This is a genomic window from Snodgrassella sp. ESL0253, from assembly GCF_013344965.1.
GTDB classification, from domain to species: Bacteria; Pseudomonadota; Gammaproteobacteria; order Burkholderiales; family Neisseriaceae; genus Snodgrassella; species Snodgrassella alvi_B.
The window spans coordinates 136,950-163,438 of record NZ_JAAEDQ010000001.1; the positions used below are offsets into that span (position 1 = coordinate 136,950).

The 26,489-nt window shown below is 44.9% G+C and carries 15 protein-coding genes; 8 read left to right on the forward strand and 7 right to left on the reverse strand.

Annotated features, from left to right (window positions below; translation table 11 throughout):
* Positions 1-112: 112 nt before the first annotated feature.
* The gene (locus tag GYX26_RS00610; RefSeq protein ID WP_174827632.1) at positions 113-865 is read right to left on the reverse strand and encodes a Nif3-like dinuclear metal center hexameric protein; all 753 of its coding nucleotides are present in this window, start codon (positions 863-865) and stop codon (positions 113-115) included.
* Positions 866-1,374: 509 nt separating this feature from the next.
* On the opposite strand from GYX26_RS00610, the gene GYX26_RS00615 reads away from it, so the two are divergent.
* Both GYX26_RS00615 and GYX26_RS00620 read left to right on the forward strand, forming a co-directional pair.
* Positions 1,375-2,445 (forward strand): chemotaxis protein, encoded by a 1,071-nt coding sequence (locus GYX26_RS00615; RefSeq protein WP_174827633.1) that lies wholly within the window; start codon positions 1,375-1,377, stop codon positions 2,443-2,445.
* A 65-nt stretch (positions 2,446-2,510) separates the two neighbouring features.
* Positions 2,511-4,091 (forward strand): cobalamin adenosyltransferase, encoded by a 1,581-nt coding sequence (locus GYX26_RS00620; RefSeq protein ID WP_174827634.1) that lies wholly within the window; start codon positions 2,511-2,513, stop codon positions 4,089-4,091.
* A 1,043-nt stretch (positions 4,092-5,134) separates the two neighbouring features.
* Here GYX26_RS00620 and carB read toward each other — a convergent pair.
* From carB to guaB, 4 genes are all read right to left on the reverse strand, one after another.
* On the reverse strand, positions 5,135-8,359 hold the full coding sequence (gene carB / locus GYX26_RS00625) for a carbamoyl-phosphate synthase large subunit (RefSeq protein WP_174827635.1): 3,225 nt from the start codon (positions 8,357-8,359) through the stop codon (positions 5,135-5,137).
* Between the two features lie 73 nt (positions 8,360-8,432).
* Positions 8,433-9,110: a leucine efflux protein LeuE gene (leuE, locus tag GYX26_RS00630; protein ID WP_174827636.1), complete on the reverse strand. Its 678-nt coding sequence runs from the start codon at positions 9,108-9,110 to the stop codon at positions 8,433-8,435.
* A 56-nt stretch (positions 9,111-9,166) separates the two neighbouring features.
* The gene (carA, locus tag GYX26_RS00635) at positions 9,167-10,300 is read right to left on the reverse strand and encodes a glutamine-hydrolyzing carbamoyl-phosphate synthase small subunit (protein ID WP_174827637.1); all 1,134 of its coding nucleotides are present in this window, start codon (positions 10,298-10,300) and stop codon (positions 9,167-9,169) included.
* Positions 10,301-10,614: 314 nt separating this feature from the next.
* The gene (gene guaB / locus GYX26_RS00640; RefSeq protein ID WP_174827638.1) at positions 10,615-12,075 is read right to left on the reverse strand and encodes an IMP dehydrogenase; all 1,461 of its coding nucleotides are present in this window, start codon (positions 12,073-12,075) and stop codon (positions 10,615-10,617) included.
* Positions 12,076-12,261: 186 nt separating this feature from the next.
* Between guaB and GYX26_RS00645 the strand changes: the two genes are divergently transcribed.
* The 3 genes from GYX26_RS00645 to GYX26_RS00655 all read left to right on the forward strand — a co-directional run bounded on the left by GYX26_RS00645 (position 12,262) and on the right by GYX26_RS00655 (position 15,217).
* Positions 12,262-12,708, forward strand: a complete 447-nt coding sequence (locus tag GYX26_RS00645; RefSeq protein WP_238791191.1) for a DUF4124 domain-containing protein — start codon at positions 12,262-12,264, stop codon at positions 12,706-12,708.
* A gap of 99 nt (positions 12,709-12,807) precedes the next feature.
* Entirely contained in the window at positions 12,808-14,670 is a 1,863-nt protein-coding gene (gene uvrC / locus GYX26_RS00650; protein WP_100091032.1) for an excinuclease ABC subunit UvrC, read from the forward strand.
* A 52-nt stretch (positions 14,671-14,722) separates the two neighbouring features.
* Positions 14,723-15,217 (forward strand): hypothetical protein, encoded by a 495-nt coding sequence (locus tag GYX26_RS00655; RefSeq protein WP_174827639.1) that lies wholly within the window; start codon positions 14,723-14,725, stop codon positions 15,215-15,217.
* A 590-nt stretch (positions 15,218-15,807) separates the two neighbouring features.
* On the opposite strand, the gene GYX26_RS00660 is transcribed toward GYX26_RS00655, so the two are convergent.
* Complete coding sequence (locus tag GYX26_RS00660) at positions 15,808-18,018, reverse strand: bifunctional (p)ppGpp synthetase/guanosine-3',5'-bis(diphosphate) 3'-pyrophosphohydrolase (protein ID WP_174827640.1); 2,211 nt, start codon at positions 18,016-18,018, stop codon at positions 15,808-15,810.
* A 195-nt stretch (positions 18,019-18,213) separates the two neighbouring features.
* Between GYX26_RS00660 and GYX26_RS00665 the strand changes: the two genes are divergently transcribed.
* Positions 18,214-18,780, forward strand: a complete 567-nt coding sequence (locus GYX26_RS00665; RefSeq protein ID WP_100091035.1) for an adenine phosphoribosyltransferase — start codon at positions 18,214-18,216, stop codon at positions 18,778-18,780.
* 81 nt (positions 18,781-18,861) lie between these two features.
* Here GYX26_RS00665 and kdsA read toward each other — a convergent pair whose 3' ends face one another.
* A complete protein-coding gene (kdsA, locus tag GYX26_RS00670) occupies positions 18,862-19,701 on the reverse strand; it encodes a 3-deoxy-8-phosphooctulonate synthase (protein WP_239324925.1) in 840 nt (279 codons plus the stop codon).
* 311 nt (positions 19,702-20,012) lie between these two features.
* On the opposite strand from kdsA, the gene GYX26_RS00675 reads away from it, so the two are divergent.
* Complete coding sequence (locus GYX26_RS00675; RefSeq protein ID WP_238791192.1) at positions 20,013-21,896, forward strand: autotransporter assembly complex family protein; 1,884 nt, start codon at positions 20,013-20,015, stop codon at positions 21,894-21,896.
* Positions 21,896-25,798, forward strand: a complete 3,903-nt coding sequence (locus tag GYX26_RS00680; RefSeq protein WP_174827641.1) for a translocation/assembly module TamB domain-containing protein — start codon at positions 21,896-21,898, stop codon at positions 25,796-25,798. Before GYX26_RS00675 ends, GYX26_RS00680 begins: the two co-directional genes overlap by 1 nt.
* The last annotated feature ends 691 nt before the right edge of the window (positions 25,799-26,489 follow it).

The window sequence follows — 26,489 nt, forward strand, 5'->3', positions numbered from 1 at the left end:
AAATTACCCAATTATAGACAAATGACTCTATTTTTACCAGAAAAATAGCTTAAACTTATGTTTATTAAAAATTTTTCCTGATAATTATAATAATTATTCATACAATGACGGCTTAAGCCGGATTGAGTTCATCAAAAAACTGTTGCCTGATGCCAAACTGCTCGGCCACAGCAAAAGCAAGTGCCTGTATACCGTAGCGCTCCGTGGCATGATGTCCTGCAGCAATAAACGCCACCCCGCATTCCTGTGCCAGATGATATTGTGGCTCAGAAACCTCACCCGTAATAAACGCATCAACGCCGGCATCAATCGCATACTGAAAAAAGCCCTGACCACCACCAGTGCACCAAGCCAGCCTGCGTACCGGCCGCTGCGCATCGGCACATAAAAGCATCGGCGCCCGGCCAAGACTAAGTTCCATTTGCCCAGCCAGCTCAAGTGCTGATTGCGGGTGCGCCAATGAGCCATACTGCACCAGATTCTGCTCTCCGCCACAACCATCAATCTGCCAGCCCAAATGCCGTGCTAGCTGCACATTATTGCCCCATTGCTGATGTGCATCCAGTGGCAGATGGTAGCCAACCAGATTGATGTCATTACCTAACAATGTCTGGATACGGCGTTTTTTCCAGCCAGTAATCGCTGCGGCTTCATTTTTCCAGAACATACCATGATGTACCAGCAACATATCAGCCTGCTGTGCTACAGCAAAATCAATAGCAGCCTGACTGGCCGTTACCGCACAAACAATACTATTGACCTCATCCCTGCCCTCTACCTGCAATCCATTCGGGCTAAAATCACGAAACTGAGCTATAGCAAGCTGCTGAGCACACCAGTCTAAAATTTCTTTTCTCTTGGCCATCATTTTCCTTTAACCATGCTTGATCAGATTAAACATACCATTTATATTTTTCTGATAATAGCATTAGCCTGATTCAAACCGGCATATTTATATTCGGGCTTTTTATACAGTCTGATGTGTATGCAGACAGTTTGTTGCATATACTGCTGCACACTGGAATACTGTATATGACATTTTATAAAATTAAATATAAAATTAAATAGGCTTATTGAGAATATTTTTACTGGCTGTAAGCACAATCAAAAACGCTTAAAACAATAACCAATTATTAAGCTGGTAAAGAATTTATATATAGTTTAATAAAGTCAAATAAAGTTAATTAAAGAAAAAAATTTTTTAACAACCCGAAACTAATTATAATTAATTTTACCGCTATTAACCAATAGTTTGGAATCTCTATAGCAATACTAACAGTGTATTACCAAACTAATTCATTTATAGAGGCGAATACTGAGTAATATTTAGTGAGGTTCATTTTTAATTAACGTAACATTAATAAGGAAATGAAAATGGCAATACCTTTTATTATTGCAGGTTTAGTGGCTGCTGCCGCTGCGGTTGGTGGAAAAAAAGCATACAATGGCCATCAGATAAAATCTGAAGCAGATGAAATCCTGAAAAAGGCTAAAAGCCAATTTGATCAACGAAAAGAACATATGGATGCCTCGAGTAAAATTTCAGAGGAGAAATTTGAACGATTAGGTAAATTAGAACTTGATATTGGTGAATCTTTTAATGAGTTTAAGATAATTTCTAATGAATTATTAAAACAATTGAAACAAGATGGCAATAAAGATCTTAAATTGTCAATTTCCAAACCTAAATTAGAGAAAATCGAAGAATATACCATCTTAACAGTAGAATTTTTAAGTACAGCTATCGCATCAGGAGTGACTGGGGTGGTTACAGGTTTTGCTGTTTATAGTGGTGTCATGGCTTTTGCTGCTGCGTCAACAGGGACGCCAATTGTCGCTTTATCTGGTGCTGCTGCTTCTAATGCAACCATGGCTGCTATTGGTGGCGGTTCACTTGCTTCTGGAGGTTGGGGAATGGCTGGTGGCGCAATGTTTTTAGGTGCTGCTGCGATTGCTCCTACTTTTGCTATTGGAGGTTATGCGTATGAAAACTATGCTGAAAAAGCACTAAAAAAAGCAACAAAAACAACACGTGAAATTAACGATGCCATAATAAAAATGGATTTATGTGAGCAACATTTAGCTAATATAAATAACTATGTGGATAGGATTTACTCTTTGCTAGACAGTCTCAATCAAACCTTTAATACGTATTTTCATGCATTAAAGGAGATGCATGAAAAAATAGTGATTCTTGGTGGAGGAAGAGCATCCAGCGACGTATCACAAGAAAGCCTTAGAATTATTAATAATGGTTACTTAATGGCAGCAATCATGACTGATATTATTACTACTCCTATTTTTAAACCTAAGAATGTCGCGGAAGATGGTGTTGTAGAAATCGAAAAAGATCGTGATGGATTCAACGTTCTCAATAAAGAAGAAATAGATAATATACTAGCTACTAAAGAAGGAGAATATCGCGAGTTTAATTCTAAAGCGTAATATTTGACAGCCGAGCTAGCTCGGCTTTTGCCTTTTGGATATTTGTTAACAAGGAGCCATAAATAATGATTAAACAGGAAATGGATTGGGGTAAAGAGTTACATAATACCGTTGTCGAATCATTGGTTACTTCATTCGGGTTAGATTTTTTATTATTTAAAGATAAAGTAGGCGGAGATGTTGATACTATTCATAATGTACGACAAGGCATATATGCTACAGAAGCAGAAAGAATAAAGTTTGAACAACGAGCAAAATATGACCCACGTGAATATCATTCACATGATAATTATATTGCGACAAATCGACAAGGGAAAATTGATCAACAATCAAATAAATTAAAAGATGCTTATACAGGTCAAACTTTTGCGCAAAATGATAAAAAAAATTTGGATCATGTTATTGCAGCAAGCCAGATACATAATGATCCGGGTCGAGTTTTAGCAGAAATATCAGGAGCCGATCTTGCCAATCACAGCAGTAATTTATGTTTCACGAATGCAACCATAAATAAATCTAAAAAGGCTTACAAAATGACAGAATTTGTGAGCAAGCTCAATAATGAACTTGCTCAAACCCGCCAAAAAATAGCCGAATATAAAAATAAACCGTCATTAACTGAACAAGAAAAAAAATCCCTAAAAAATTTAGAAAATAAAGAAAAAGCTGACTTTAATAAAATGCTTGAAATAGATAAGAAAGCACGGGCGCAATATGAAAAAACAATCAATACAACCTATTATACCAGTAGTAAATTTGCAAAAAATATAGCTAAGCAATCAGCAATATCTGGATTTACAATGGGTACAAGGCAGATGTTAGGGCTTATCCTTGCCGAAGTATGGTTTGAACTACGTGATCAGCTTCCTGCTATTTACCAGAATAATAAATATAAATTTTATATTAATAATTTCTTAAATGATATTAGTAATGTTTTTAAAGCTATATGGAAACGTATTAAAATTAAATTTAATGATTTCCTTAACTCTTTTAAAGATGGTGCAATTAGTGGCGTACTTTCCAGCGCAACAACGACTATTACAAATATTTTTTTCACTACGCAAAAAATACTTGGAAAAATGATTCGTGAAATGTGGGGTCATATTGTTAAAGTAGTTAAACTAATCTTTTTTAATCCACAATCATTATCTTTAAGTCAATTAGTCAAAGAAGCAAGTAAAATTATCAGTTCTGGAATTTCTGTTGTTTGCGGTACTATTATTTATAGCTCGTGCTCACAATTATTTGCATTTCCATTTGGAACTGAATTATCTGCATTTTGTGGAGCACTGGTTACCGGTATTTTGACATTGGCGTTTAATTATTATCTTGAAAATGGTGATATGCCTCAAAAAATCTGGGCATTTTTAGATAAATATGATAACTTCAAAGATAAATATCAAAAAGAATTAGACTTTTTTAAAAATGTAAACGCAGAATTAGATGTTTATTTAAAAGAACTGGCAGAATTAGAGTTTAATCTGAATACGCAACAATTAGAGTCATTTACACTACGCCTAACAGCCACAAATGATGAATTAGAACGAAGTATACTATTAAAAGAAGAAATAAAACGGCGCGACATTAATTTACCTTTTGAAGCAGGAGATCTTGACTCAGTACATTTATGGTTAAAATCATTATGAATAATTTAATACCATTTCTATTATAAATTTGATAACGGGCTAGCTGGATATCATAATTTGGGCAATGCTGAAAATGCACAGGCTGTGATGCAGGTGCAATATTTGATTACAGCAATGGCAAATATGTCGTCGGGCCATGCTGAGGCCTTAGCTATGCCCAATCAGGTGGTATTGTCACAGCAACAGAATGTGCTAACAGCCTACTGGGGCAGTTAATTATTGGTTTTGGATCCAAAGCCTGCAATTAGCTTTGCAGGCTTTTTTGTATGCATGGTGTTATTTTTGCCTCGCTTTTTCAGATTTGAATAGTTTGGTTTGCTGATCTAGAAAACTGAGTAAATCAGGCAGGCGATATTTTCCCGCCATTAATTTAATGTTTGCCGCCGTATTTTCTAATGGTATGCCGATTACAGTAATATGTAATGGTTGTTTGCTTTGGCCACGAGTAATTTTTATTAAATAGCTAGGAATGATTTTATTTAAAGCATGATAAAGATAACTACTTAAGCCGATTTTTCTTTCTGACAGATGTGCATATCCGTCGATAACAATGCTGAAATGGTTGATAAATCAGTTTTAGCTAATAGTGCTATGATGCATGGCTAATTCGCGTCGGTAAAACTGACCAGACTGATAAAGGGCAATATTATTTTGATAATCGGTAATGACGGTATGGATATCTGGTTTTGTATTAGTCCAGTGTTGGAACAAAATACCTATGGTTTTTGCCTGGTTTTCTATATAGTAAACATCAATTGCGAGTATCATTTTTTGTTATTTATGCTTTTATTTAGTATGTAATCTCGAATATGGCTGATACTACTAAATGGTATTCAACTGACAGGCGTGTTAGGTGGCTAAATTTAGTCAGTATTGGCACTGAATTAATCGGTAAATTACTTTAGCACTATATTATTAATCATTTATTAGTATTCAATGTTCGTTATGTGAATATGCTGTAATTGAGTGAAATGTTTATTTTATATATAAAAGGCTACTAACTGCGATGAATGCTGTTAGTAGCCTTATGCTATTTAAACAAATTAGTCTTGAACTGTTACTGACTCTATACGCTGGTGCAGACTCTGGATGCTGTACACTTCGGTATGAGACAACTGGCTGACGCCTTCGCTCATGGCCAGAGCGCCGGCGATGGTGGTATACAGGGGTATACGCATATTCAGGGCGCTGCGGCGGATGGAGTGGCTGTCTTTTACTGACTGCACATCGCTGCTCACTGTGTTCACTACCAGAGCAATTTCGCCATTTTTGATTGCGTCTACAATATGCGGGCGGCCTTCGGTGACTTTATTGACCATCTGCACATTGATTCCGTGCTGCGCCAGATATGCTGCTGTACCGCGTGTGGCACACAGGCCATAGCCTAGTGATTGGAAGTTGGTGGCTACCTGTACTACATGTGGTTTGTCTTCATCACGCACGGCCAGAAAAACTTTGCCAATCGCGGGCATACGCTCACCTGCGCCAAGCTGGGCTTTCAGGTATGCTTCGGCAAAGGTTTCACCCACGCCCATTACTTCGCCGGTAGAACGCATTTCCGGTCCGAGAATGGTATCGACGCCGGGAAATTTGATAAACGGGAAAACGGCTTCTTTTACGGCAAAAAATTCGGGAATCACTTCGTGGGTATAACCTTGCTGTAATAGGGATATACCCGCCATTACCCGTGCGCCGATTTTGGCCAGTGGTACGCTGGTGGCCTTGGATACAAATGGTACGGTACGTGAAGCGCGCGGATTGACTTCGAGTACATAAACTATGTCATCCTGAACGGCAAACTGTACGTTCATCAGGCCGATAACCTGCAATTCTCTGGCCATGGCCGCAGTTTGGCGACGGATTTCGTTTTGAATGGCGGTGCTGAGCGAATACGGGGGTATTGAGCAGGCGGAATCACCACTATGCACGCCGGCCTGCTCTACGTGCTGCATGATGCCGCCAATGACAACCTGCTGACCATCACAAACGCAGTCTACGTCTACTTCGATGGCGTGGCTGAGGAAGTAATCCAGCAATACCGGGCTGTCGTTGGATACTTGCACGGCTTCGCGCATATAGGTTTGTAATTCAGTAGCAGAATGCACTACCTGCATAGCACGGCCACCCAGTACATAAGATGGGCGTACTACGAGCGGGTAGCCTACTTCTTCAGCCAGTTGCAGTGCTTCGGCCTCGGTGCGTGCTGTGCGGTTTTCCGGCTGGCGCAGGCCTAATGTATGCAGAATCTGCTGGAAGCGTTCGCGGTCTTCTGCGGCATCGATGGCATCCGCAGATGTACCAATGATATTTATTCCATTGGCTACCAGTTCATTCGCCAGTTTCAAGGGAGTCTGGCCACCATAGTGCACAATTAGTCCATCTGGCTGTTCGGTATGGCAGATTTCGAGTACATCTTCCAGTGTAAGCGGCTCGAAATAGAGCCGGTCGGAAGTATCGTAGTCTGTGGATACGGTTTCTGGATTGCAGTTAACCATGATGGTTTCGAAACCGGATTCGCGTAATGCCAAAGCAGCATGTACGCAGCAATAATCAAATTCAATGCCCTGCCCGATACGATTCGGTCCACCGCCAAGAATCATGATTTTTTTGCGCTGGCTGGGTTGTGCCTCACACTCTTCTTCGTAAGTGGAGTAAAGATAGGCGGTATCGGTGGCAAATTCGGCCGCACAGGTATCTACACGTTTGTATACTGGATGCAGCTTGAGGGTATGGCGATGCTGGCGTACGCTGGTTTCATCACTGCGCAGTAGCTGTGCCAGCCGTTTATCGGCAAAGCCTTTGCGTTTCAGTCTGCGCATGTAGATATAATCTATTTCATTCAGGTTGTGACTGATGAGCTGCTGTTCTTCTGCCACCAGGTCGGCAATCTGTGCCAGAAACCATGGATCAATAGCACTAATCTGCTGGATTTCGGCAAGTGAGAATCCGGCACGGAAGGCATCGGCCACATACAGGATGCGTTCTGGCCCGGGGTTGGCCAGTTCACGCTGAATAGCTGCACGGTCGCTGCTGCGGCTGTCAAAACCACACAGGCCAACTTCCAGACCACGTAGGGCTTTATGAATGGATTCCTGAAAGGTGCGTCCGATAGCCATCACTTCACCAACTGATTTCATCTGGGTAGTTAGGCGGTCATCAGCTGTGGGAAATTTTTCAAAGGCAAAACGCGGTACTTTAGTGACGACATAGTCAATTGATGGTTCGAAGGAAGCTGGTGTACGCCCGCCGGTAATGTCGTTCTGTAATTCGTTCAGGGTGTAGCCTACCGCCAGTTTGGCGGCAATTTTGGCAATCGGGAAACCGGTGGCTTTGGAAGCCAGAGCAGAAGAACGGCTGACACGCGGATTCATTTCGATAACGATCATTTCGCCGTTTTGCGGATTAATTGCAAACTGTACGTTGGAACCACCGGTATCAACGCCGATTTCGCGCAGTACAGCCAGTGAAGCATCGCGCATCAGCTGATATTCTTTATCGGTGAGTGTTTGTGCCGGTGCTATGGTAATGGAGTCGCCGGTATGTACGCCGCAAGGGTCGAAGTTTTCAATGGAACAGATGATAATGCAGTTGTCGGCACGGTCGCGCACCACTTCCATTTCATATTCTTTCCAGCCCAGTACTGACTGCTCGATAAGTAGTTCATGTGTAGGTGAGGCATCAAAACCACGTTCACAGATGGTGATGAATTCATCTTTGTTGTAGGCAATCCCGCCACCGCTGCCACCCATGGTAAATGATGGCCGAATCAGTGCCGGAAAACCTACCTGCACCTGTGCTTCCAGCGCCTGATCCATGCTGTGACAGATAAAGGATTTGGGTGTGTGCAGGCCGATTTTGTTCATGGCTTCTTTAAAGCGGCCACGATCTTCAGCTTTATCAATGGCATCTTGCGATGCACCAATCAGCTCAACCTGATATTTTTTCAGGATGCCGTTATGAGCCAAATCCAGAGCGCAGTTGAGTGCAGTCTGCCCACCCATGGTTGGCAAAATCGCATCCGGGCGTTCTTTTTCAATGATTTTCGCGACCGTTTGCCACATAATCGGCTCAATGTAGGTAACGTCGGCCATGTCTGGGTCGGTCATGATGGTGGCCGGATTGGAATTAACCAGAATGACTTTGTAGCCCTCTTCACGCAATGCTTTGCATGCCTGAGCACCGGAATAGTCAAACTCACATGCCTGACCAATCACGATGGGGCCGGCACCAATAATAAGAATGGATTTTAAGTCTGTGCGCTTAGGCATATTGATACCTTTATCAATGATTATCTGTTTAATTTAGTAGCTTGGCAGCAGTTCTGTACTGGCAGTTAAATATTCAGTCGATACTTGCTGTCCATAATTTCAGTGCAAACGCTATAAACATCAGCCCGACTGTGGCTACTGCACCGGCAGCCAGCCGCTGATAATGACGAAACCACTTTACCAGCGATAAACCACTGAATATCAGTACACTCAGATAGGTTAGGCTGCAAATTTGCAAAATAATAGCCAGCAACAGAAAGCTGAATGCTGGATATGCATAATGCGGGTCTACAAACTGGACAAAAAACGCCAGAAAAAACAGTATGGCTTTGGGATTTAACAGGCTTAACAGTAGTGCACGCTGAAATAAATGGTGTGCTGAAGGTGGTTTATCAGCTGTATCGGGTTCACGCAGTGATTGCCTGAAAGCTTCTGCTGCCTGCTGCCTGCTGTTCCATTGTCTGGCTGCTGAGCGTAGTAACTGCCAGCCCAGATAGAACAGATATAATCCACCAGCTAGTTTCAGTAATAAAAACAATACAGGAATGGTTTTTATAATTGATGTTGCACCAGAAGATGAAAGCAACATCAACACGCTGTCGCCCAGAAATATACCGGCTACAGCACAATAGGCTGCTCTGGCGCCATATTTTCCCGCCATGGCCAGACAATACATGGAGTTGGGTCCGGGCAATAAGACGATGGCAATGGCACCGATAATATATGTTCCCAAGTCAGTAATACCAAACATGGGGAATCCTGTCCATTTTTGTTCTTCTCAAGAGGTTGGTTAGTAAAAAATGGCTATCAGTTCTGGCGCGCTGCCTGCATATATTCGATAAACCGGTCAAACAGATAGGACACATCATGTGGTCCCGGGCTGGCTTCAGGGTGTCCCTGAAATGAAAAGGCCGGCTGTGTAGTTAGGCTGATGCCCTGTAATGAGCCATCAAACAGTGATTTATGAGTAATGCGCACGTTTTGTGGCAAGGTATCTGCATCTACTTCAAAGCCATGATTCTGGCTGGTAATCACTACCCGGCCAGTTTCGAGGTCCTGTACCGGATGATTGGCACCATGATGACCAAAAGGCATTTTACGGGTTTGTGCACCCAGCGCTAAGCCGAGTAGCTGGTGTCCCAAACAGATACCAAATAATGGCAGTTTATGTGCGAGAATTTCCTGTACGGCAGCGATGGCGTAATCACAGGGCTCTGGGTCGCCGGGGCCGTTAGACAGGAATACGCCATCCGGATTCATTGCCAGCACTTCTGTAGCCGGCGTGGTAGCGGGGACAACTGTCAAGCGACAGCCGCGCTCACTGAGCATGCGCAGGATATTGGTTTTTACCCCGAAATCATAGGCGACAACATGGTATTGGGCTGCTGGTGGCTGAACATAGCCCTGCCCGAGTTGCCATTCACCCTGTGCAAATTGATATTTTGCGGTACAGCTTACTTCCCGAGCCAGATCTTTACCGGCCATGCTGCCAAAAGCTTGTGCCAATGCCAGTGCCTGCTCTGCACTGGCATTGGCACCTGTGAGAATACAGCCGGCCTGTGCACCTTTATCCCGCAGCAGACGGGTGAGACGGCGCGTGTCAATATCGGCAATTGCCACAGTATTATGGCGTTGCAAGTATTGAGCCAGACTTTCCTTAGCGCGGAAATTACTGTGTAATAAAGGTAAATCCCGAATAATCAAACCGGCAGCATAAATTTGCTTACTTTCTGTATCTTCGCTGTTTACGCCGGTATTGCCGATATGCGGATAAGTGAGGGTAACCATCTGCTGGGTATAAGATGGGTCGGTAAGAATTTCCTGATAGCCAGTCATGCTGGTATTGAAGACTACTTCACCAACTGCCTGCCCAGCCACACCAATGCTGACACCATGAAATACGGAACCGTCAGCCAACACCAGAATTGCGTTTGTAGTCATGAATGATTCCTGTAGATTTATGCAGACCATTGCCATGGCGACAGTCTGTTTTTTTATGGGTAAATAATCGCGCTTCCTGTTACCAGTTACGGGCAAAAAAAAACACGCCATCTCACGCAAAATGACGTGAGCTACGTGCTTGATAATGGCAGGGATAGGTATATCTGACACTGCCATGTAAGCAATGCATTCTAGCTAATTCTTTTCGTTTTGGCAATGTTGGTCTGAATAATAAAAAAAGAAATTTTTTTATTATTGCACTGGGCAGCCGGCAGGCTGCCCAGTGCATTAGCATCAGATTTTACAATAATAATCTAGCGAACATGGTAATTTGGTGCTTCTTTGGTAATCTGCACATCGTGTACATGCGATTCGCTCATACCCGCTGCAGTAATTTCCACAAATTCAGCTTTGCTATGCATATCCTGAATGGTTTTACAGCCAAGGTAACCCATGCTGGAACGCAACCCACCCACTAACTGGTGAATAATCTGGTTAATCGGCCCTTTGTAAGGTACACGGCCTTCAATGCCTTCTGGTACATATTTATCGGCGCTGGCCACATTATCCTGAAAGTAGCGGTCGGATGAGCCTTGGCTCATGGCACCCATTGAACCCATTCCGCGATAGGATTTATAGGAACGCCCCTGATACAGCTCAATTTCGCCCGGTGCTTCTTCCGTACCGGCAAACATGCCACCCAGCATCACTGCTGAAGCACCAGCAGCCAATGCTTTGGCCAGATCACCGGAAAAACGGATACCACCATCAGCAATCAGCGGCACGCCGGTGCCTGCCAGTGCCGTAGCCACATTATGAATTGCTGTTAATTGCGGTACACCCACTCCAGCGACAATACGTGTAGTACAGATGGAACCCGGGCCAATACCCACTTTAACGGCATCAGCACCCGCAGCTACCAGATCACGTGCTGCTGCTGCTGTAGCAATATTACCGCCAATTACGTCTACATCCGGGTAATGCTTTTTCACCCAGCGAACACGCTCAATCACACCCTGGCTATGTCCATGCGCTGTATCCACTACCAGTACATCGACACCGGCTTGCACCAGAGCTGCCACGCGCTCGTCTGTATCCTGTCCCACACCCACAGCAGCACCAACGCGCAATCGGCCTTCGCTGTCTTTATTGGCATTGGGAAATGCGGTATTTTTCAGAATATCCTTGACGGTAATCAAACCTTTCAGTTCCCATTCAGCATTCACCACCAGTACCCGCTCGATTTTATGTGTATGCATCAGTTCACGAGCGTCATCGATGCTGGTGGTTTCACTTACTGTTACCAGACGTTCACGCGGCGTCATGATACTGGCTACTTTTTGTTGCAGATTACGTTCAAAGCGTAAATCGCGGTTGGTTACCAGACCAACTACCTTGCCATTTTCCAGCACTGGCAAACTGGATACCTTGTATTTGCGCCCGGGACCAATCAAATCGCCAATCAGTGTATCCGGAGTAATGGTTACTGGATCTTTGACCACACCACTTTCATAACGCTTAACATTGGCGACAGCACGTGCCTGCCGTTCAGCACTCATGTTTTTATGAATAATACCAATACCGCCCTCCTGAGCCATGGATATGGCCAGTTTGGCTTCAGTAACGGTATCCATCGCAGCAGATACCAGCGGTAAATTCAGATTAATATGACGGGTAAGCGGGGTTTTCAGGATAACGTCGCGCGGCAGTACTTCAGAGTGAGCAGGTACAAGTAGCACGTCGTCAAAAGTGTAAGCTTTTTCGACTATACGCATTTTAGAGCTTCTTTTTTAGAGGAAGATGGAGAAAAATTAGATAGGGGAATTGGCGAGCAATTTTAACAAATTTACGACACACTGGCAAAATATACTTTTACACAATCTTGCCAATTGGTAAACAGAAGTTTTTTTTATCGTATAATAGCCAAAACATATATTTTCAAACGCGAAGGAAAAGTAAATATGCGTCACAAAATACTGAAAATTTCACTGGCAATGGTACTGACAGGCAGCACGATAATGGCAGGTGCGGCGGATGTATACACCTGGCGTGATAAGCGAGGTGTGACTGAATATTCAGATGCACCTGTTCAACTCACTCCGGCCAAAACCCAGCGTTTCAATGTACGCACACATAGTTCCACTCCGCTGGCTACACCGCAGCTTAATGCTAAGGCCAGTTCCGATTCACTCGCTGAACAACAGGCACAGCTTAACCGCAAGATTGAAGAACAGAATAAGCTGAGAGACGAACAAAATAAAAAAATTGAGGCACAAAACAAAAAAGCCCGCGAGACTGCCTGTAAAACAGCACAGCTAAACCGGAAAATGGCTGACAGTCTGCGTACCAATAACCGCGACGCACTGATTCAGCGTTATGATGAAGACGTACGTCTTAATTGTAACTAAATCTTTACTCTTGACTATTTCACTTATCATCCATAAGTTGTGTATGCAGCTTATGGATTTTTTATGGCTGTACAGTTGTTAACCTGATCAATCACCATCATGAACGATACTGCCGCCACTTTATCCAGCCCAACAGGCAATAATAAATTTGATTTAGCCGTGTTTCTCAAAAACCTGCCTTTAGTGCCGGGCGTATATCGCATGCTAGACGCTAATGACAAGGTGCTATATGTAGGTAAGGCTGTGAATCTGAAACGCCGGGTTAGCAGTTATTTTCAGAAAACCGATTTATCGCCCAGAATTCAGCTGATGGTCAAACAGGTGGCGCGAATTGAAATCACGGCAACTCATTCGGAAACAGAAGCATTGATACTGGAAAACAATCTTATCAAGGCACTCTCACCGAAATACAATATTCTGTTTCGTGATGATAAAAGCTATCCTTATCTGATGCTCAGCGGCCACCGCTTTGCGCAGATGGCCTATTACCGCGGCACTTTGAAAAAGCCTAATCAGTATTTCGGCCCCTATCCCAATGGCTATGCAGTACGCAACAGTATTCAGACACTACAAAAAGTATTCAGGCTGCGTACCTGTGAAGACAGTGTATTTGAACACCGCGACCGTGCCTGTCTGCTGTACCAGATTAAACGTTGCTCCGGCCCCTGTGTCGGCCATATCAGTGTTGAGGATTATCAGAGTAATGTAAAAGCCGCAGTAAGCTTTCTACAGGGCAAAACCAGTGAATTAACGGCCTCATTGCATGCAAAAATGCAGCAGGCAGCTGAACAGCTGAATTTCGAAACCGCTGCACAGATTCGCGACCAGATTCAGGCTCTGGGGTTGATGCAATCGCAGCAATTCATAGACAGTAAACATGCACGCCACAGCGATATCGATATTCTTGCTCTCACTGAACAAAACGATATTGTGTGTATTCACTGGGTAAGCATTCGTGGCGGCCGCCATGTTGGAGATAAAAACTTTTTTCCGGATACGCGCTATCGCGTCGCTGAAAAACTTAATCATTATGGAGAAGCTTTTGTTGCCCAGCATTATCTGGGTAAAAGCAAACCAGATATTATTATCAGCAATTTTCAGTTGCCCAAAAGCCTGTGCGACGCGCTGAATGCAGAAAACAGCAGACAGATACAGTTTGTACATAATACCGTGGGGGAACGGCGAATCTGGTTACAGATGGCAGAACGCAATGCACAACTGGCCATTGAGCAACACCGGCTGCAACAGCACAGTCAGCAACACCGTATTGAAGCACTGGCACAACTGCTGGATATGGATGCTGAAAGTCTGAACCGTATTGAGTGTTTCGATATCAGCCATACTCAGGGCGAAGCCACTATTGCTTCTTGCGTGGTATATGAAGACGAAGCCATGCAGCCGGCCAAATATCGCCGCTACAATATTACAACAGCCAAAGCTGGCGATGATTATGCCGCCATGCGTGAAGTATTAACCCGCCGCTACGGCCGTCTGGCTGACAATGATGAAAGCATTGGCACATGGCCGGATCTGGTACTGATTGATGGCGGTAAAGGTCAGGTACATATGGCACTGGATGTATGGCAGGAACTAGGTATTCATATTCCAATAGTCGGCATTGCCAAAGGCCCGGAACGCAAAGCTGGTCTGGAAGAGCTAATCATTCCGCATCAGCAGCGCAATATCCGGGTAGAACCACATAATCCGGCTTTACATTTACTGCAAACAGTACGTGATGAATCACACCGCTTTGCGATTACCGGCCATCGCCAGAAACGAGCCAAAGCCAGAGTGACTTCGTCACTGAATGATATACCGGGCATTGGCAGCAAACGCCGGCAGGCATTACTGACCCGTTTTGGCGGGTTACGGGGTGTGGTTGCCGCCAGCGTGCATGATTTAAGCCAGACTGAAGGTATTAGTCTGGCTCTGGCTGAAAAAATCTATGCTGCTTTACATTAATATACATACATCAATATAATATAATCATACTTAATTTTACAGAAAATAATAAATGTTTGAAAAAATTGTTAACCACCTGCGTACCAGAAAACTAATTAAAGAATTACTGATCTTACTGGCAAGTTATTTTGTATTTATACTAGGTATCGTTGGCTGGTATTACTTTGATAATTGTGAACAGGGCGGTTCGTGTGTTTTTTTGGGAATATGCGGACTAATTACCTTTTTTGTATATTTAATTATTGTCAACTGTAAAACCATTAAATCCATCTTTTCACGTTCTAACGATAACAATTCGCCTTCTTTTAAGGCATTGTTTATTCAATTAACATTATCCGTACTTGTATTTTTCTTATTCTTTTATGGCTGTGGATATTTATTTGTTTCATTCGGTATTGATTTCAATCCGGAATCAATGCTTACAGCTGTTTATATATGGATACTCTTCTTTTTGCTTTGTTGCTGTATAAGCTTATTTATTCTTTTTGTTGCCAAAACCATAAAATGCCTTTTTCTGCGCTTGGCTCACAATAATACCGTTTCTTGAACAGAGGATAGGGATCGCTATTTATTTATAACGGGTTAAGGCCGGATAATACTGAATCAACAGAAAATAAATTTTTTCTTACTGGTAAAACTGATAATTCCGTATCAGCAATGTAATATCCGGCCGGATTAACTACTACTTCTACACTTACTGTACGGTGTGCATGATGAATCACACCGCTATGCAATTACCGGCCACCGCCACAAACGTGCAAATATCAGAGCGATTTTATATCTGTACAATATTCTCGGTAGTTCTAGTAAATAGCAGCAGGCACTATTAACCGGTTTTGCAATTTGCACGGTATGGATGCGGCCAGTGTCTAAGTACTAGCTCAAATTTAATCCGTGCTTTTCAGCACCACTTTTGTCCGAAAAATTATGCTGGCACCCTGCACGGTGAAACTGCAGCCATTCCGTATGCCATGGCAGACAGATATTTTCCGCCACATAAACACTGAATAAACAGGTAAACGTGTTTCAGTACATTCTCAGGTATGCTGCCATGAACGTATCGTTTTTAGTGCGTGGCTTTTTTATGGCTTTTCTCTAAGACAAATTGATACTTCGCCTGACATACAAAAGCATATCCTATAATCGCGTCACAGCTAATACGCCTTTTACATCGCTCAGTTGACTCAGAACCCGCGGTAAATCATTTACCTGATGGACTTCAACTGTAAAACGCAGCTGGGCTTCAAGGTCACGCGATAAAGTCTGCACGGCGGTAACATTAAGGCGATTGCGTGCCAGTGTTTCAGAAATATCGCGTAACAGGCCACTGCGATCTTGAGCACGGATTTCGATATCAATGGCAAAAACCTGATTGGCTGATTCATCAGCCCAGGAAGCAGGTAATACCTTGTCTGGTGAGATATGCGCCAGATACTGAAATGAGGAACAATTGCTGCGATGAATGGAAATACCCCGTTCACGCGTTACAAACCCGATAATATTGTCTCCAAACGCTGGTTTACAGCATTTGGCCAGCGTAGTGAGCAGGCCGGATTCGCCATCCACCAGCACACCGCCAAAATTGTTTTTGATTTTACTGCGTTTGACTAAATGGTTTTCGGTTACTGGAACTTCCGGTTTTTCCAGTAAGGTATCGACTGCCTTCTGAATCATGCGGCCGGTAACTTCTCCATGCCCCATGGCCAGATATAAGTCGTCTACATTATTGAACCCAAGTGCCTCAGCCAGTTTATGCGTATTCGGCTGTACCTGCATTTTCACTAGCTGTTTTTCCAGTGCGGTACGACCGGACTCGCGTATCGACTCGCCATTCTGCTGACGAATATAAGCACGAATCTTGCTGATGGCTTTATTGCTTTTCACCCAGCCATCATGTAGCCAGTTTACTGAAGGTTTGCCTTCCCGTGCGGTAATGATTTCTACGCGCTGACCATTTTCCAGTGGCGTGGATAAAGGCACAATCTGTCCGTCTACCTTGGCACCACGGCAACGATTACCGATATCGGTGTGTAAAGCATAGGCAAAATCAATCGGCGTGGCACCTGCTGGTAAGGAAAATACTTTGCCATGCGGAGACAGGACGTAAATGGTATCGTTAAAAAGTTCAGTCTGGAAAGCACGCGATAAATCTTCGCGGTCATTACCGCTTTCCGCAATATTTTCGCGCCAGTCGAGTAACTGGCGTAGCCACGCAATTTTGTGCTCGTAGGCTTCATTGCTCTTGCCGCCTTCTTTATAGCGCCAGTGCGCTGCCACGCCGAATTCAGCATACCGGTGCATATCAAAGGTACGAATCTGGATTTCCACTCCTTTGTCATCCGGTCCCACCACTACGGTATGCAGACTTTGATAATCATTGGGTTTGGGATGGGCAATATAATCATCAAATTCACCCGGAATAGGCTGCCACAAGCTGTGCACAATCCCCAGCGTGGCATAACAGTCTGCCACAGTGTCTACCAGAATGCGCACAGCACGGATGTCGTACAGGCCATCAAAATTCAGCTTCTTTTTCACCATTTTGCGGTAAATGGAATAAATATGCTTTGGCCGTCCTGCCACTTCAAAGTGCATATTCAGCCGGCTCAACTGCTGTTTGAGGGTCTCGACAAAATGCTCAATATAATTCAACCGCTCTGTCCGTTTTTCATCCAGCAGGCGCGCAATTCTTTTGTATTCATCCGGATTCTGGTAGCGAAAGCTTAAATCTTCAAGCTGCCATTTCAGCTGCCATACCCCCAGACGATTGGCCAGAGGTGCAAATACTGTCATGGTTTCCTTGGCAACCGTTTTTTTCAATGCCTCATCGGTAACCTTGCTCAGATAATTCATGGTTTGAGCACGCATAGCCAGCTTGATTAATACCACCCGGATATCGGACACCATCGCCAGCAGCATCTGGCGCATTGCTTCTGCCTGCTGCTGACGCTCCTCCTGGGTAGCCAGCGGGCTGATGCTAACAAAATAGGTAAGCTTCTGTACCTGATACAAACCAGTCACCAGCTGCATTACACTGTCACCACATTGTTCTTGTACAATGTTTTTCCAATCGGTTACATAGTTAGGCAGACAGCTCAGCATGGTAGCGGCTACAGCATCAGCCATTAAATCCATATCTGCTACTGTTTTGGCGGCAATCATCAGATTGGTATACAGGTTTTCGCCACAAAAAGTAACCGCATCCTGCGGATAGCTACTGTTGACCAAAACCTGTGCATGCCGCAGCATTGTTCCCATGGCCGGCGATACAGAAGCAATATAATCGTCTAACCAGACACAGGGTGAGCAGGAATTGGTGGCAAGAACTTGATCAGGTGTGCTAACCATGTTATCAACCTGTTGATTTGTGTAAATTATGATGGCAATTGTACCAAAAGCCATCATTTTCTGCTTCATAATGGGCTGTAGAAAAATGGGAATAGTGCTATTATGCGCACCTTTCGCATACACTATATGCAAATAACTTCGCTCGTCCTGCGTTTATAACTTTCGCATATAGTCTTTATTTTTAAAGGATTTATAATGCAGACTCACCCAGAAGTCATAGGTATTGACGCGATGGCTGCAAAAATTCGCAAAATTCCGAACTGGCCACAGGAAGGCATTTTATTTCACGACATTACTCCGGTATTGCAAAGTCCACAGTACTTTCGTTTGCTGGTGGATCTAATGGTTTACCGTTATATGGGGCAGAAAATCGATGTTGTTGCCGGTTTGGATGCACGTGGTTTTATTATCGGTGCTGCGCTGGCGTATCAGCTAAATGTAGGTTTCGTGCCCATCCGTAAAAAAGGCAAGCTGCCTTTTACTACCATTGCAGAAAGTTATCAGCTTGAGTATGGCCATGCTACCATTGAAATGCATACTGATGCGGTAAAATCTGGTACCCGTGTATTGCTGGTGGATGATCTGGTAGCAACTGGCGGTACCATGACCGCAGGCGTAAAACTGATTCGCAAGCTGGGTGCAGAAGTGGTGGAAGCCGCCGCCATTATCGAATTTACCGATTTACCTGGCGGCAAAAAAATCCGTGATGAGGGTGTACCTCTCTTTACTCTGTATCAGAATTCCGGTTCAGTTGAGCAATAAATTCTTGTCTGACTGATTTTCAGCCAGACAGATAAAAAAGCAGGGTTTTTAAAACCCTGCTTTTTTAGTGTCAGTATATGTTCAGTTAATATCCAGTACCGGCATGGTTTTCACCAAATCATCCACTGCCTTAACCTGTGCCAGAAATGGTTCGAGCATCGCTAATGGCAAAGCACTGGGGCCATCACAGCGGGCTTTGTCTGGGTCTGGATGTGCTTCAAGAAACAAACCGGCCAGTCGGGTGGCCATACCGGCCAAAGCCAAATCCAATACCTGACTGCGACGCCCGCCTGAAGCGGCTGCATCTGCCTGACGTTGCTGCAAGGCATGGGTTACATCGAAAATAATCGGCAAATCAGCACAAACTTTTTTCATTACGCCAAAGCCCAGCATATCAACCACCAGATTATCGTAACCAAAGCTACTGCCACGTTCGCACAGAATAAGTTGTTTATTGCCGGCTTCATAGAATTTTTCCACAATATTTTTCATCTGGTGCGGGCTTAAAAATTGCGGTTTCTTGATATTAATCACTTTACCAGTTTGTGCCAGCGCTACTACCAGATCAGTCTGGCGGGCTAAAAATGCAGGTAACTGCAACACATCAACCACCTCGGCCACCGGCGCAGCCTGAAAAGGTTCATGAACATCAGTAATCACTGGTACATCAAATTCCTGCTTCACCGCCGTAAAAATCTTCATTCCCTCTTCCAGACCCACACCACGATATGAGTGAATTGAAGAACGGTTGGCCTTATCAAATGATGCCTTAAACACCAGCGGAATACCCAGTTTACGTGTTACCTCTACATAATGTGCACAGGTACGCAAAGTCAAATCCAGATTTTCCAGTACATTCAGGCCACCAAACAACACCAGCGGCAAATGATTAGCTACTTCAATATTGCCTACACGAATAATCTTGGTCACAATCAATCCTCAGTAAGGTTGCGGCTCATGGACATCAATGCCCAGACCACCACAAAACCAGCATTCTACAAAATAGTTAGCCCAGCGTCCAAACTGGCATGACTCTGATAACCATTAACCATATCAAACCTTTTAATACAAATTTACAGATATATTTTACTCTAATCTGCAAATAGCACCGTTTCAGATATAGGTTTAGCAACTATTTTCGCGCTACAATAACAAAATAACTTTGCCACACCCACTTGACATAAATTTTATCCTTTTAAAAGTAACAACTTTATAACCATTCAGGATCAATCTTGGCATACTTCACGCAGAAACGCTTGCACTGGTTGCTATTGAGCATGTTACTGTCTTCCCTTACCTCACTGGTATGGGCAGCCAGCCTGCCAGCGGATAGTGATGATGTAGATGACGATATTCCACCACCTAAAACCGGATTGCTGCACAGACTGCTGCATGGCCGGGAACATCGTGAAGAAAGAAAACCCCAGCCACCTAAAACGCCGCGGGTTCCTGTCATCATTGATATAGATAATGCAACCCTGCACAAACTGATTAATGACCATTTGCCACTGATTACTCAACAGCTAATTGAAGACCTGGATGACGAACAGGTCAGCTTTCTGGCCGAAGAAGCGCCGGAACAGACACAAACCATGCTTGAAACTGAAGGCTATTTCAATGCCAGAGTAAATGTGGAGAAACAGGCCAATGGTTACATTATCCATATCGAAACTGGTCCTCGTACCCACATTGAAAATGTGGATGTTTCCCTTACCGGCAATGTCACTGCTGATGACAGTTTGACCAATTATTACAAAAGCGCCATTGACAACTGGGTGCTGCCAGTAGGTGACCCATTTACCCAGAGTAACTGGTCGGCAAGTAAATCATCTGTACTTACCGCCATAGTGCGCAAAAAATATCCGCTGGCAACCATCAGTGCCAGCCGGGCCACCATTGACCCGCAAAGAAATCAGGCCGAACTGTCGCTCACGGTAGACAGCAAACAGCCTATCTATTTTGGTGATATTCAGGTTAGCGGCAATGAGCGCTATCCTGTTTCCATCGTTACCGGCATGGCCAGCTTCAGCCCGGGTTCGCCCTATGATCTGGACAAATTGCTCGACTATCAGCAGGCACTGGAGCAGGATAGTCATTATGGCAACGCTGTTGTCAGCGCAGACTTTGACCATATGCAAAACGACCATGTGCCAGTGCTGGTAAAAGTAAGCGAAATGCAGCGCCAGAAACTCACCTTTGGTTTACGCTACGATACCAAAAACGGCCCGGGTTTCCGCGGTGGCTATGACCACTATAATGTTTTTCATAAAGGCTTTGTTGGTTCTACCCTGCTCGATACCGACCGCTACGAAACCACTTTCGGCATCGGCCTGAGCCAGCCACGTAATAACCGCGGCCACTACTGGACCAGCAATCTCAACTATACCTACTCTACTGTACAACACCTTCAAAGCCGCGCCTTATCCAGCGGCTTCTGGAAAGTACGCGACCGTGACGAAATTGACTCCCGTGTTGGCGTTGAGTATGTTACCGAAAGCAGCAAAATTGAAAACGGCCCCGACCTCGGACACAGCTACGCCACCATGCTTACTGCCTCGTGGAAACGGCAAAATATCGAAACTCAGCTGCGTCCGGCCAATGGCTATTATCTGGAAGGTAAAATCGGCACTACCATGGGTAAACTGCTGTCATCAGCCTCCATGCAGCGGGTAACTGCCAGTGGCGGCTACTATTTCACGCCAGAAAACAAAAAATACGGCACTTGGGTATTACGCAGCCAGATTGGCTATGTACATACCGGTGATACAGTCAATGTACCTTCCATCCTGATGTTTCGCGCCGGTGGTGCCAACAGCGTACGTGGCTATGAAATGGACAGCATCGGTATCAACAGCTCACAAAACTCGGTTTTACCCAACCGTACACTGGCTGTAGCCAGTGTGGAATACCAGATTCCGGTGTATAAAGATTTTGCACTGGCACTGTTTCACGATGCCGGTTCTGTCTCAAAAAACTTCAGTGACATGCAATGGCGTCATGGTAGCGGTTTCGGCATACGCTGGTTTAGCCCTGTGGCCCCATTTGCATTTGACATTGCCTATGGCCATCATGATAAAAAATGGCGCTGGTCTATCAGTTTGGGAACCAAATTCTAATGGCTGAAACCACACTCAATTCAGGCGAATCATCAGCCACCACTACTGCACCCGTACCGCCACGCAAACCACGCTGGAAACACTGGCTGAAAGCCAGCCTGTATTCTCTGCTTGGTTTACTCATCATGATCATCGCCATATTATGCTGGCTGGCTGGTACCGAATCAGGTCTGCGTTTCAGCGTTCACACCATCCCAAAATGGTTTGGCGTGCATATCAGTACGGACAAGCTAACAGGCACCATCTGGCGTGGTTTTGCCGGCACCAATATTCGCGTCAACCATCGCGATTTTGACTTATCCATTGCTAAAATTCAGTTCAACTGGAACAACCGCGAACTGTGGCAACGACGCTTTCACGTACAGCTACTGGACATAGGTAAAATCAACTACATCAACCACAGCGTACCCCAATCCAAGCACAAACCTGTTTCCACCTTGCCCAACAGCATCAGCCTGCCACTACAGATTAATATTGATAAGCTTCAGCTTGGCGGCTTTACCCTTGGCAGAAATCAAACGCCGATTATACTCGCCAGTCAGGCCAGCTACGTTTATGATCATCGTAAACACCAGCTTGTCCTCAATGAGCTGAATACCCCGTGGCAAAACATTCAGGGCACAGTAAGCATCTCTACCCAGACGCCGTTTGCCCTGAGCGGACAACTTGACGGCAACGGTACTCTTGATAAAACCGCAGTTGAAAGTGCAGCCCTCATCAAGGGCAGCCTGCAACAGCCCGACCTCTTTGCCCGTCTGGATGGTGGCAATATCCACTTTCGTACCCATGCCATCCTCAAACCCTATGCCCTGCAACTAAATCACAAAATCGTCAGCATCAACCTGCAAAGCCGCCACATTAATCCGGCAGCTTTCAGCAGCAGCTTGCCCTTTGCCGACCTTAATCTCAATCTGGACCTGAATCTGGCGCCAGTCAATGACAGCAAAAACCAGCTTACAGGTCACATCAAACTCGGTAATGAACAACCCCGTGCCTATAATGGTTCCAAAACCACTGGACTACCTATTCGCAGCATCGACGGCGACATCAACATCGACAGTAATGGCAAACTGATATTACCTGCCCTGACCACACGCCTGCTGCAACAGGGACAAATCATCACCCGCGGCAGTGTAGACAGCGCAGCCAGACAGCTCGACATCAACAGTGAACTGTTACGCATCTACGCCAGTGATGCGCTCACCACACCGCTGTCTGGCTCACTCAATGGCCATATTCGCGTTTTCGGCAGCTTTAATGGCTTAACCACTCAATGGCTGCTGGCCAGCGAAAAAGGCAATAGCGACGGTGCCATCCAGATTATTACCGATGAACAAAAACATCAGCAAACCCTAATACTCGACAAATTAAACCTGACACCCAATGGCGGCGGCAGCTTCAATGCCAAGGGCAGTCTGGCACTGTATCAGAACAAAGCTTTGCAACTTATCATCAACAGCAACAACTTCAATCCTGCCAAAGTCAATGCCAGCTTTCCCAGCGGCAGCATTAACGGCCACATTAAAATTAACGGCCAGCTGGCACAACAACCAGCCATTCAGGCAGACATGCTATGGCATAACAGCATACTTTCCGGTGCAGCCCTTTCAGGCAAAGCCACTATCCGTTACCGCAATCAGCATCTGGAACAGGCCAACATCAACCTTATTGCCGGCCAAAACCGGATTGTCACCAATGGCAGCTTCGGCAAAGCCAGCGACAAGCTTAATCTCGACATCAATGCACCCAATCTGGGACTATTCGGCTTTGGCCTGAAAGGCCTGCTCAACACCAAAGGCTTTATCGCCGGCGAACCGAAAAAAATCACGGCCAATTTAAACGGCGCAGCACGCAACCTGCAAATCGGTCAGCTACTCAACATCAATCAGCTGGATTTCAAAATCATTGGTTCTCCAGACATCAATCAGCCCCTGCTGATAAACATGATTGCCGACCACATCGACATCGCCGGCAGTGACGGCAGCAAACCCACCGTAATCAACAACACCGACATCAAAATCAACGGCCGCGGCAGCCAGCATCAGTTACAGGGCAGCAGCAACCTGTCGCTGGATGGGAAACCCTATCATCTGAATATTAACGCTCATGGCGGTCTGGACAAAAACTACCAGTGGCGTGGACGAGTTAACGCTCTGGATATCAGCGGCGTCCTCAATCTGAAACTGCTCAACCCCATCCAGCTCGAAGCCGGAACCCAGCGCGTGAACATGCAGAATGCACATTGGGCAGCACTGGGTGGCAACCTTAACCTGAGCAATCTCAACTGGGACAAAAACAAAGGCCTGACTACCCGGGGGACAGCCAGCAATCTGGCCTTGCGCGAACTGCACAACGTCATCGAATTACCCGTCGAACAGAATCTGGTCATAGGTGGCGACTGGAACTTCAGCTATAGCCATAATATGCAAGGCTATCTGAAACTCTATCAACAGGGCGGCGACATCACCCTGCCCCAGCACCAGCAAAAACTTGGCTTACAAAACGTACGGCTGGATACCCAGTTTCAGAATGGGCATATCAATAACCACCTGAACGGCCTTACCCGTTATGGCACTACCGATGCCATACTGATTATTACCCCTAACAGCAATGGCAAAATCAGCACCGCGCCCATCAGCGGACACATTAAAATCGACAGCCCCGACCTCAGTACCGCCCGTAACCTGCTGCCCATCGGCATGCAGCTTAAAGGCAATATGCATGCAGATGCCACCATCAGCGGCCACCTGAATGAACCCCTGCTCAATGGCAACCTCATCGGCGACAACCTTTATTACCGCGATCAGGCCAACGGTACCATCCTCGAAAACGGCAGCCTCCGAAGCCATTTTCAGGGACGGCGCTGGCTAATTGACAGCCTCAGCTTTGCCCGCCGCGATGGCACCATCAAACTCAACGGCGTTGTTGACATGACCAAACTCACACCTGATATCAACATTACCGCCCATCTTGACCACTACAACATCTTCGACCAGGTAAACCGCCGCCTCACCCTCAGCGGTGATGCCCAACTACTTTACACCATTGCCCATGGCATCGTTTTAAGTGGCAAACTCAAAGTAGATAAAGGCCTCTTTGGCATGCAAAAATCCGGTATGCCCCAACTGGACGACGATGTTGTCGTACTCGGTCGCGAAAAAACAGCCAAACAGCAGCGTGCTACTCCAATCCGTCTCAACCTTGATTTAGACATGAATGACGCCTTCCGCTTCAGCGGCGAAGGCATTGATGTCCTGCTTGGCGGTCAGCTTACCGCCACCGCCAACCCCGGCAGCACCATCCAGATTGTCGGTACCGTAAACGTCGTTCGCGGCCAGTACAAAGCTTATGGACAGTATCTGGTCATTCAGCATGGCAGCACCATCTCCTTTGTCGGCCCGATGGATAATCCCAACCTGAAAATCCGTGCCAAACGCCGTTATTCACAGGTAGGCGCCGGCGTTGAAGCACTGGGTCGCCTCGACAGCCCGCGCATTAACCTCATAGCCAACGAACCCATGAGCGAAAAAGACAAACTGTCATGGCTGATACTGAACCGCCCCAGCAGCGGCAGTGCCGGCGATGAAGCAGCCATTGCTGCTGCCGCCAGCGCCTGGCTGGCCGGTGGCCTGAACGACAAACTCGGCCTGCTCGACGAAATCGGCCTCACCAGCCAGCAAACCCGCAACAGCCAGACTGGTGAAATGAATCCGGCAGAACAGGCCATTACCATCGGCAAGCATCTGTCCAACAACCTGTATGTCAGCTATCTGTATGGTATTGAAAGTGCCACCCAGACAGTTAGCATTACCTACCAGATCAGCCGCGCCCTGCAAAGCATCATACATGTGGGTACCGAATCAGCTGGTGGTGAAATCCGTTATACCCGCCGTTTTGATTAAAGCACATCACCAATCAGAGTTTTCAGAGTGTAAAACCAGCATAATTTTTTAACATGGGTACAAGCACTCTGAAAACTTTATAACTGGCTTAATCTGTTCGGGGCTGATTAATTAAATTAAGATAAATAATCTATACCCATACTGGCTACTTAATTCTCTATAACATCCAAGCAAATTAAAACTCCAGAATCTTTTTTGCATATACTGCACATCTGACTTTATTATTTTTACCCAGCATCAGGTATATTTAATTGTCGTAACAATACAGATACCAGCAATTTACAGACTCACAGCCGAATTTACTGATAAAAATAATAAAATTTATAATCATCAGCACAACCAAAACTAAAAACAGCGCCAATATTGGCAACAAGCCAACATGGTTTATAATAAATTCTCACCCAGAATAGCAGATAACAAAGACAATCGAATACACAAAAATAATTTAATCGCATATCTATTCGATTTTTTTTATCCTTATCACCTTTTTAATATAAGATTAAAATTCGAATTATTTTATTAAGCAACTAACAGCAATGTAACCTAAACAATTATTCTCAACCAAAGCAATGCAATATGGATGCTATTTTTAGCGTAAATTTAAAGTTATTTTAATTTTATCGAATCAAAATCACGCCTCTAGTAAATGCAGAATAACTATCCATAAGTAATATAAAACCATCACCAATAC

Coding starts and splice junctions, on each gene's coding strand:
- carB (WP_174827635.1), bottom strand. CDS start 8,359: ATGCCTAAGCGCACAGACTTAAAATCCATTCTTATTATTGGTGCCGGC.
- GYX26_RS00655 (WP_174827639.1), top strand. CDS start 14,723: ATGTTTGAAAAAATTGTTAACCACCTGCGTACCAGAAAACTAATTAAA.
- guaB (WP_174827638.1), bottom strand. CDS start 12,075: ATGCGTATAGTCGAAAAAGCTTACACTTTTGACGACGTGCTACTTGTA.
- GYX26_RS00665 (WP_100091035.1), top strand. CDS start 18,214: ATGCAGACTCACCCAGAAGTCATAGGTATTGACGCGATGGCTGCAAAA.
- GYX26_RS00660 (WP_174827640.1), bottom strand. CDS start 18,018: ATGGTTAGCACACCTGATCAAGTTCTTGCCACCAATTCCTGCTCACCC.
- GYX26_RS00680 (WP_174827641.1), top strand. CDS start 21,896: ATGGCTGAAACCACACTCAATTCAGGCGAATCATCAGCCACCACTACT.
- leuE (WP_174827636.1), bottom strand. CDS start 9,110: ATGTTTGGTATTACTGACTTGGGAACATATATTATCGGTGCCATTGCC.
- GYX26_RS00615 (WP_174827633.1), top strand. CDS start 1,375: ATGGCAATACCTTTTATTATTGCAGGTTTAGTGGCTGCTGCCGCTGCG.
- GYX26_RS00645 (WP_238791191.1), top strand. CDS start 12,262: ATGCGTCACAAAATACTGAAAATTTCACTGGCAATGGTACTGACAGGC.
- carA (WP_174827637.1), bottom strand. CDS start 10,300: ATGACTACAAACGCAATTCTGGTGTTGGCTGACGGTTCCGTATTTCAT.
- GYX26_RS00610 (WP_174827632.1), bottom strand. CDS start 865: ATGGCCAAGAGAAAAGAAATTTTAGACTGGTGTGCTCAGCAGCTTGCT.
- GYX26_RS00620 (WP_174827634.1), top strand. CDS start 2,511: ATGATTAAACAGGAAATGGATTGGGGTAAAGAGTTACATAATACCGTT.
- uvrC (WP_100091032.1), top strand. CDS start 12,808: ATGAACGATACTGCCGCCACTTTATCCAGCCCAACAGGCAATAATAAA.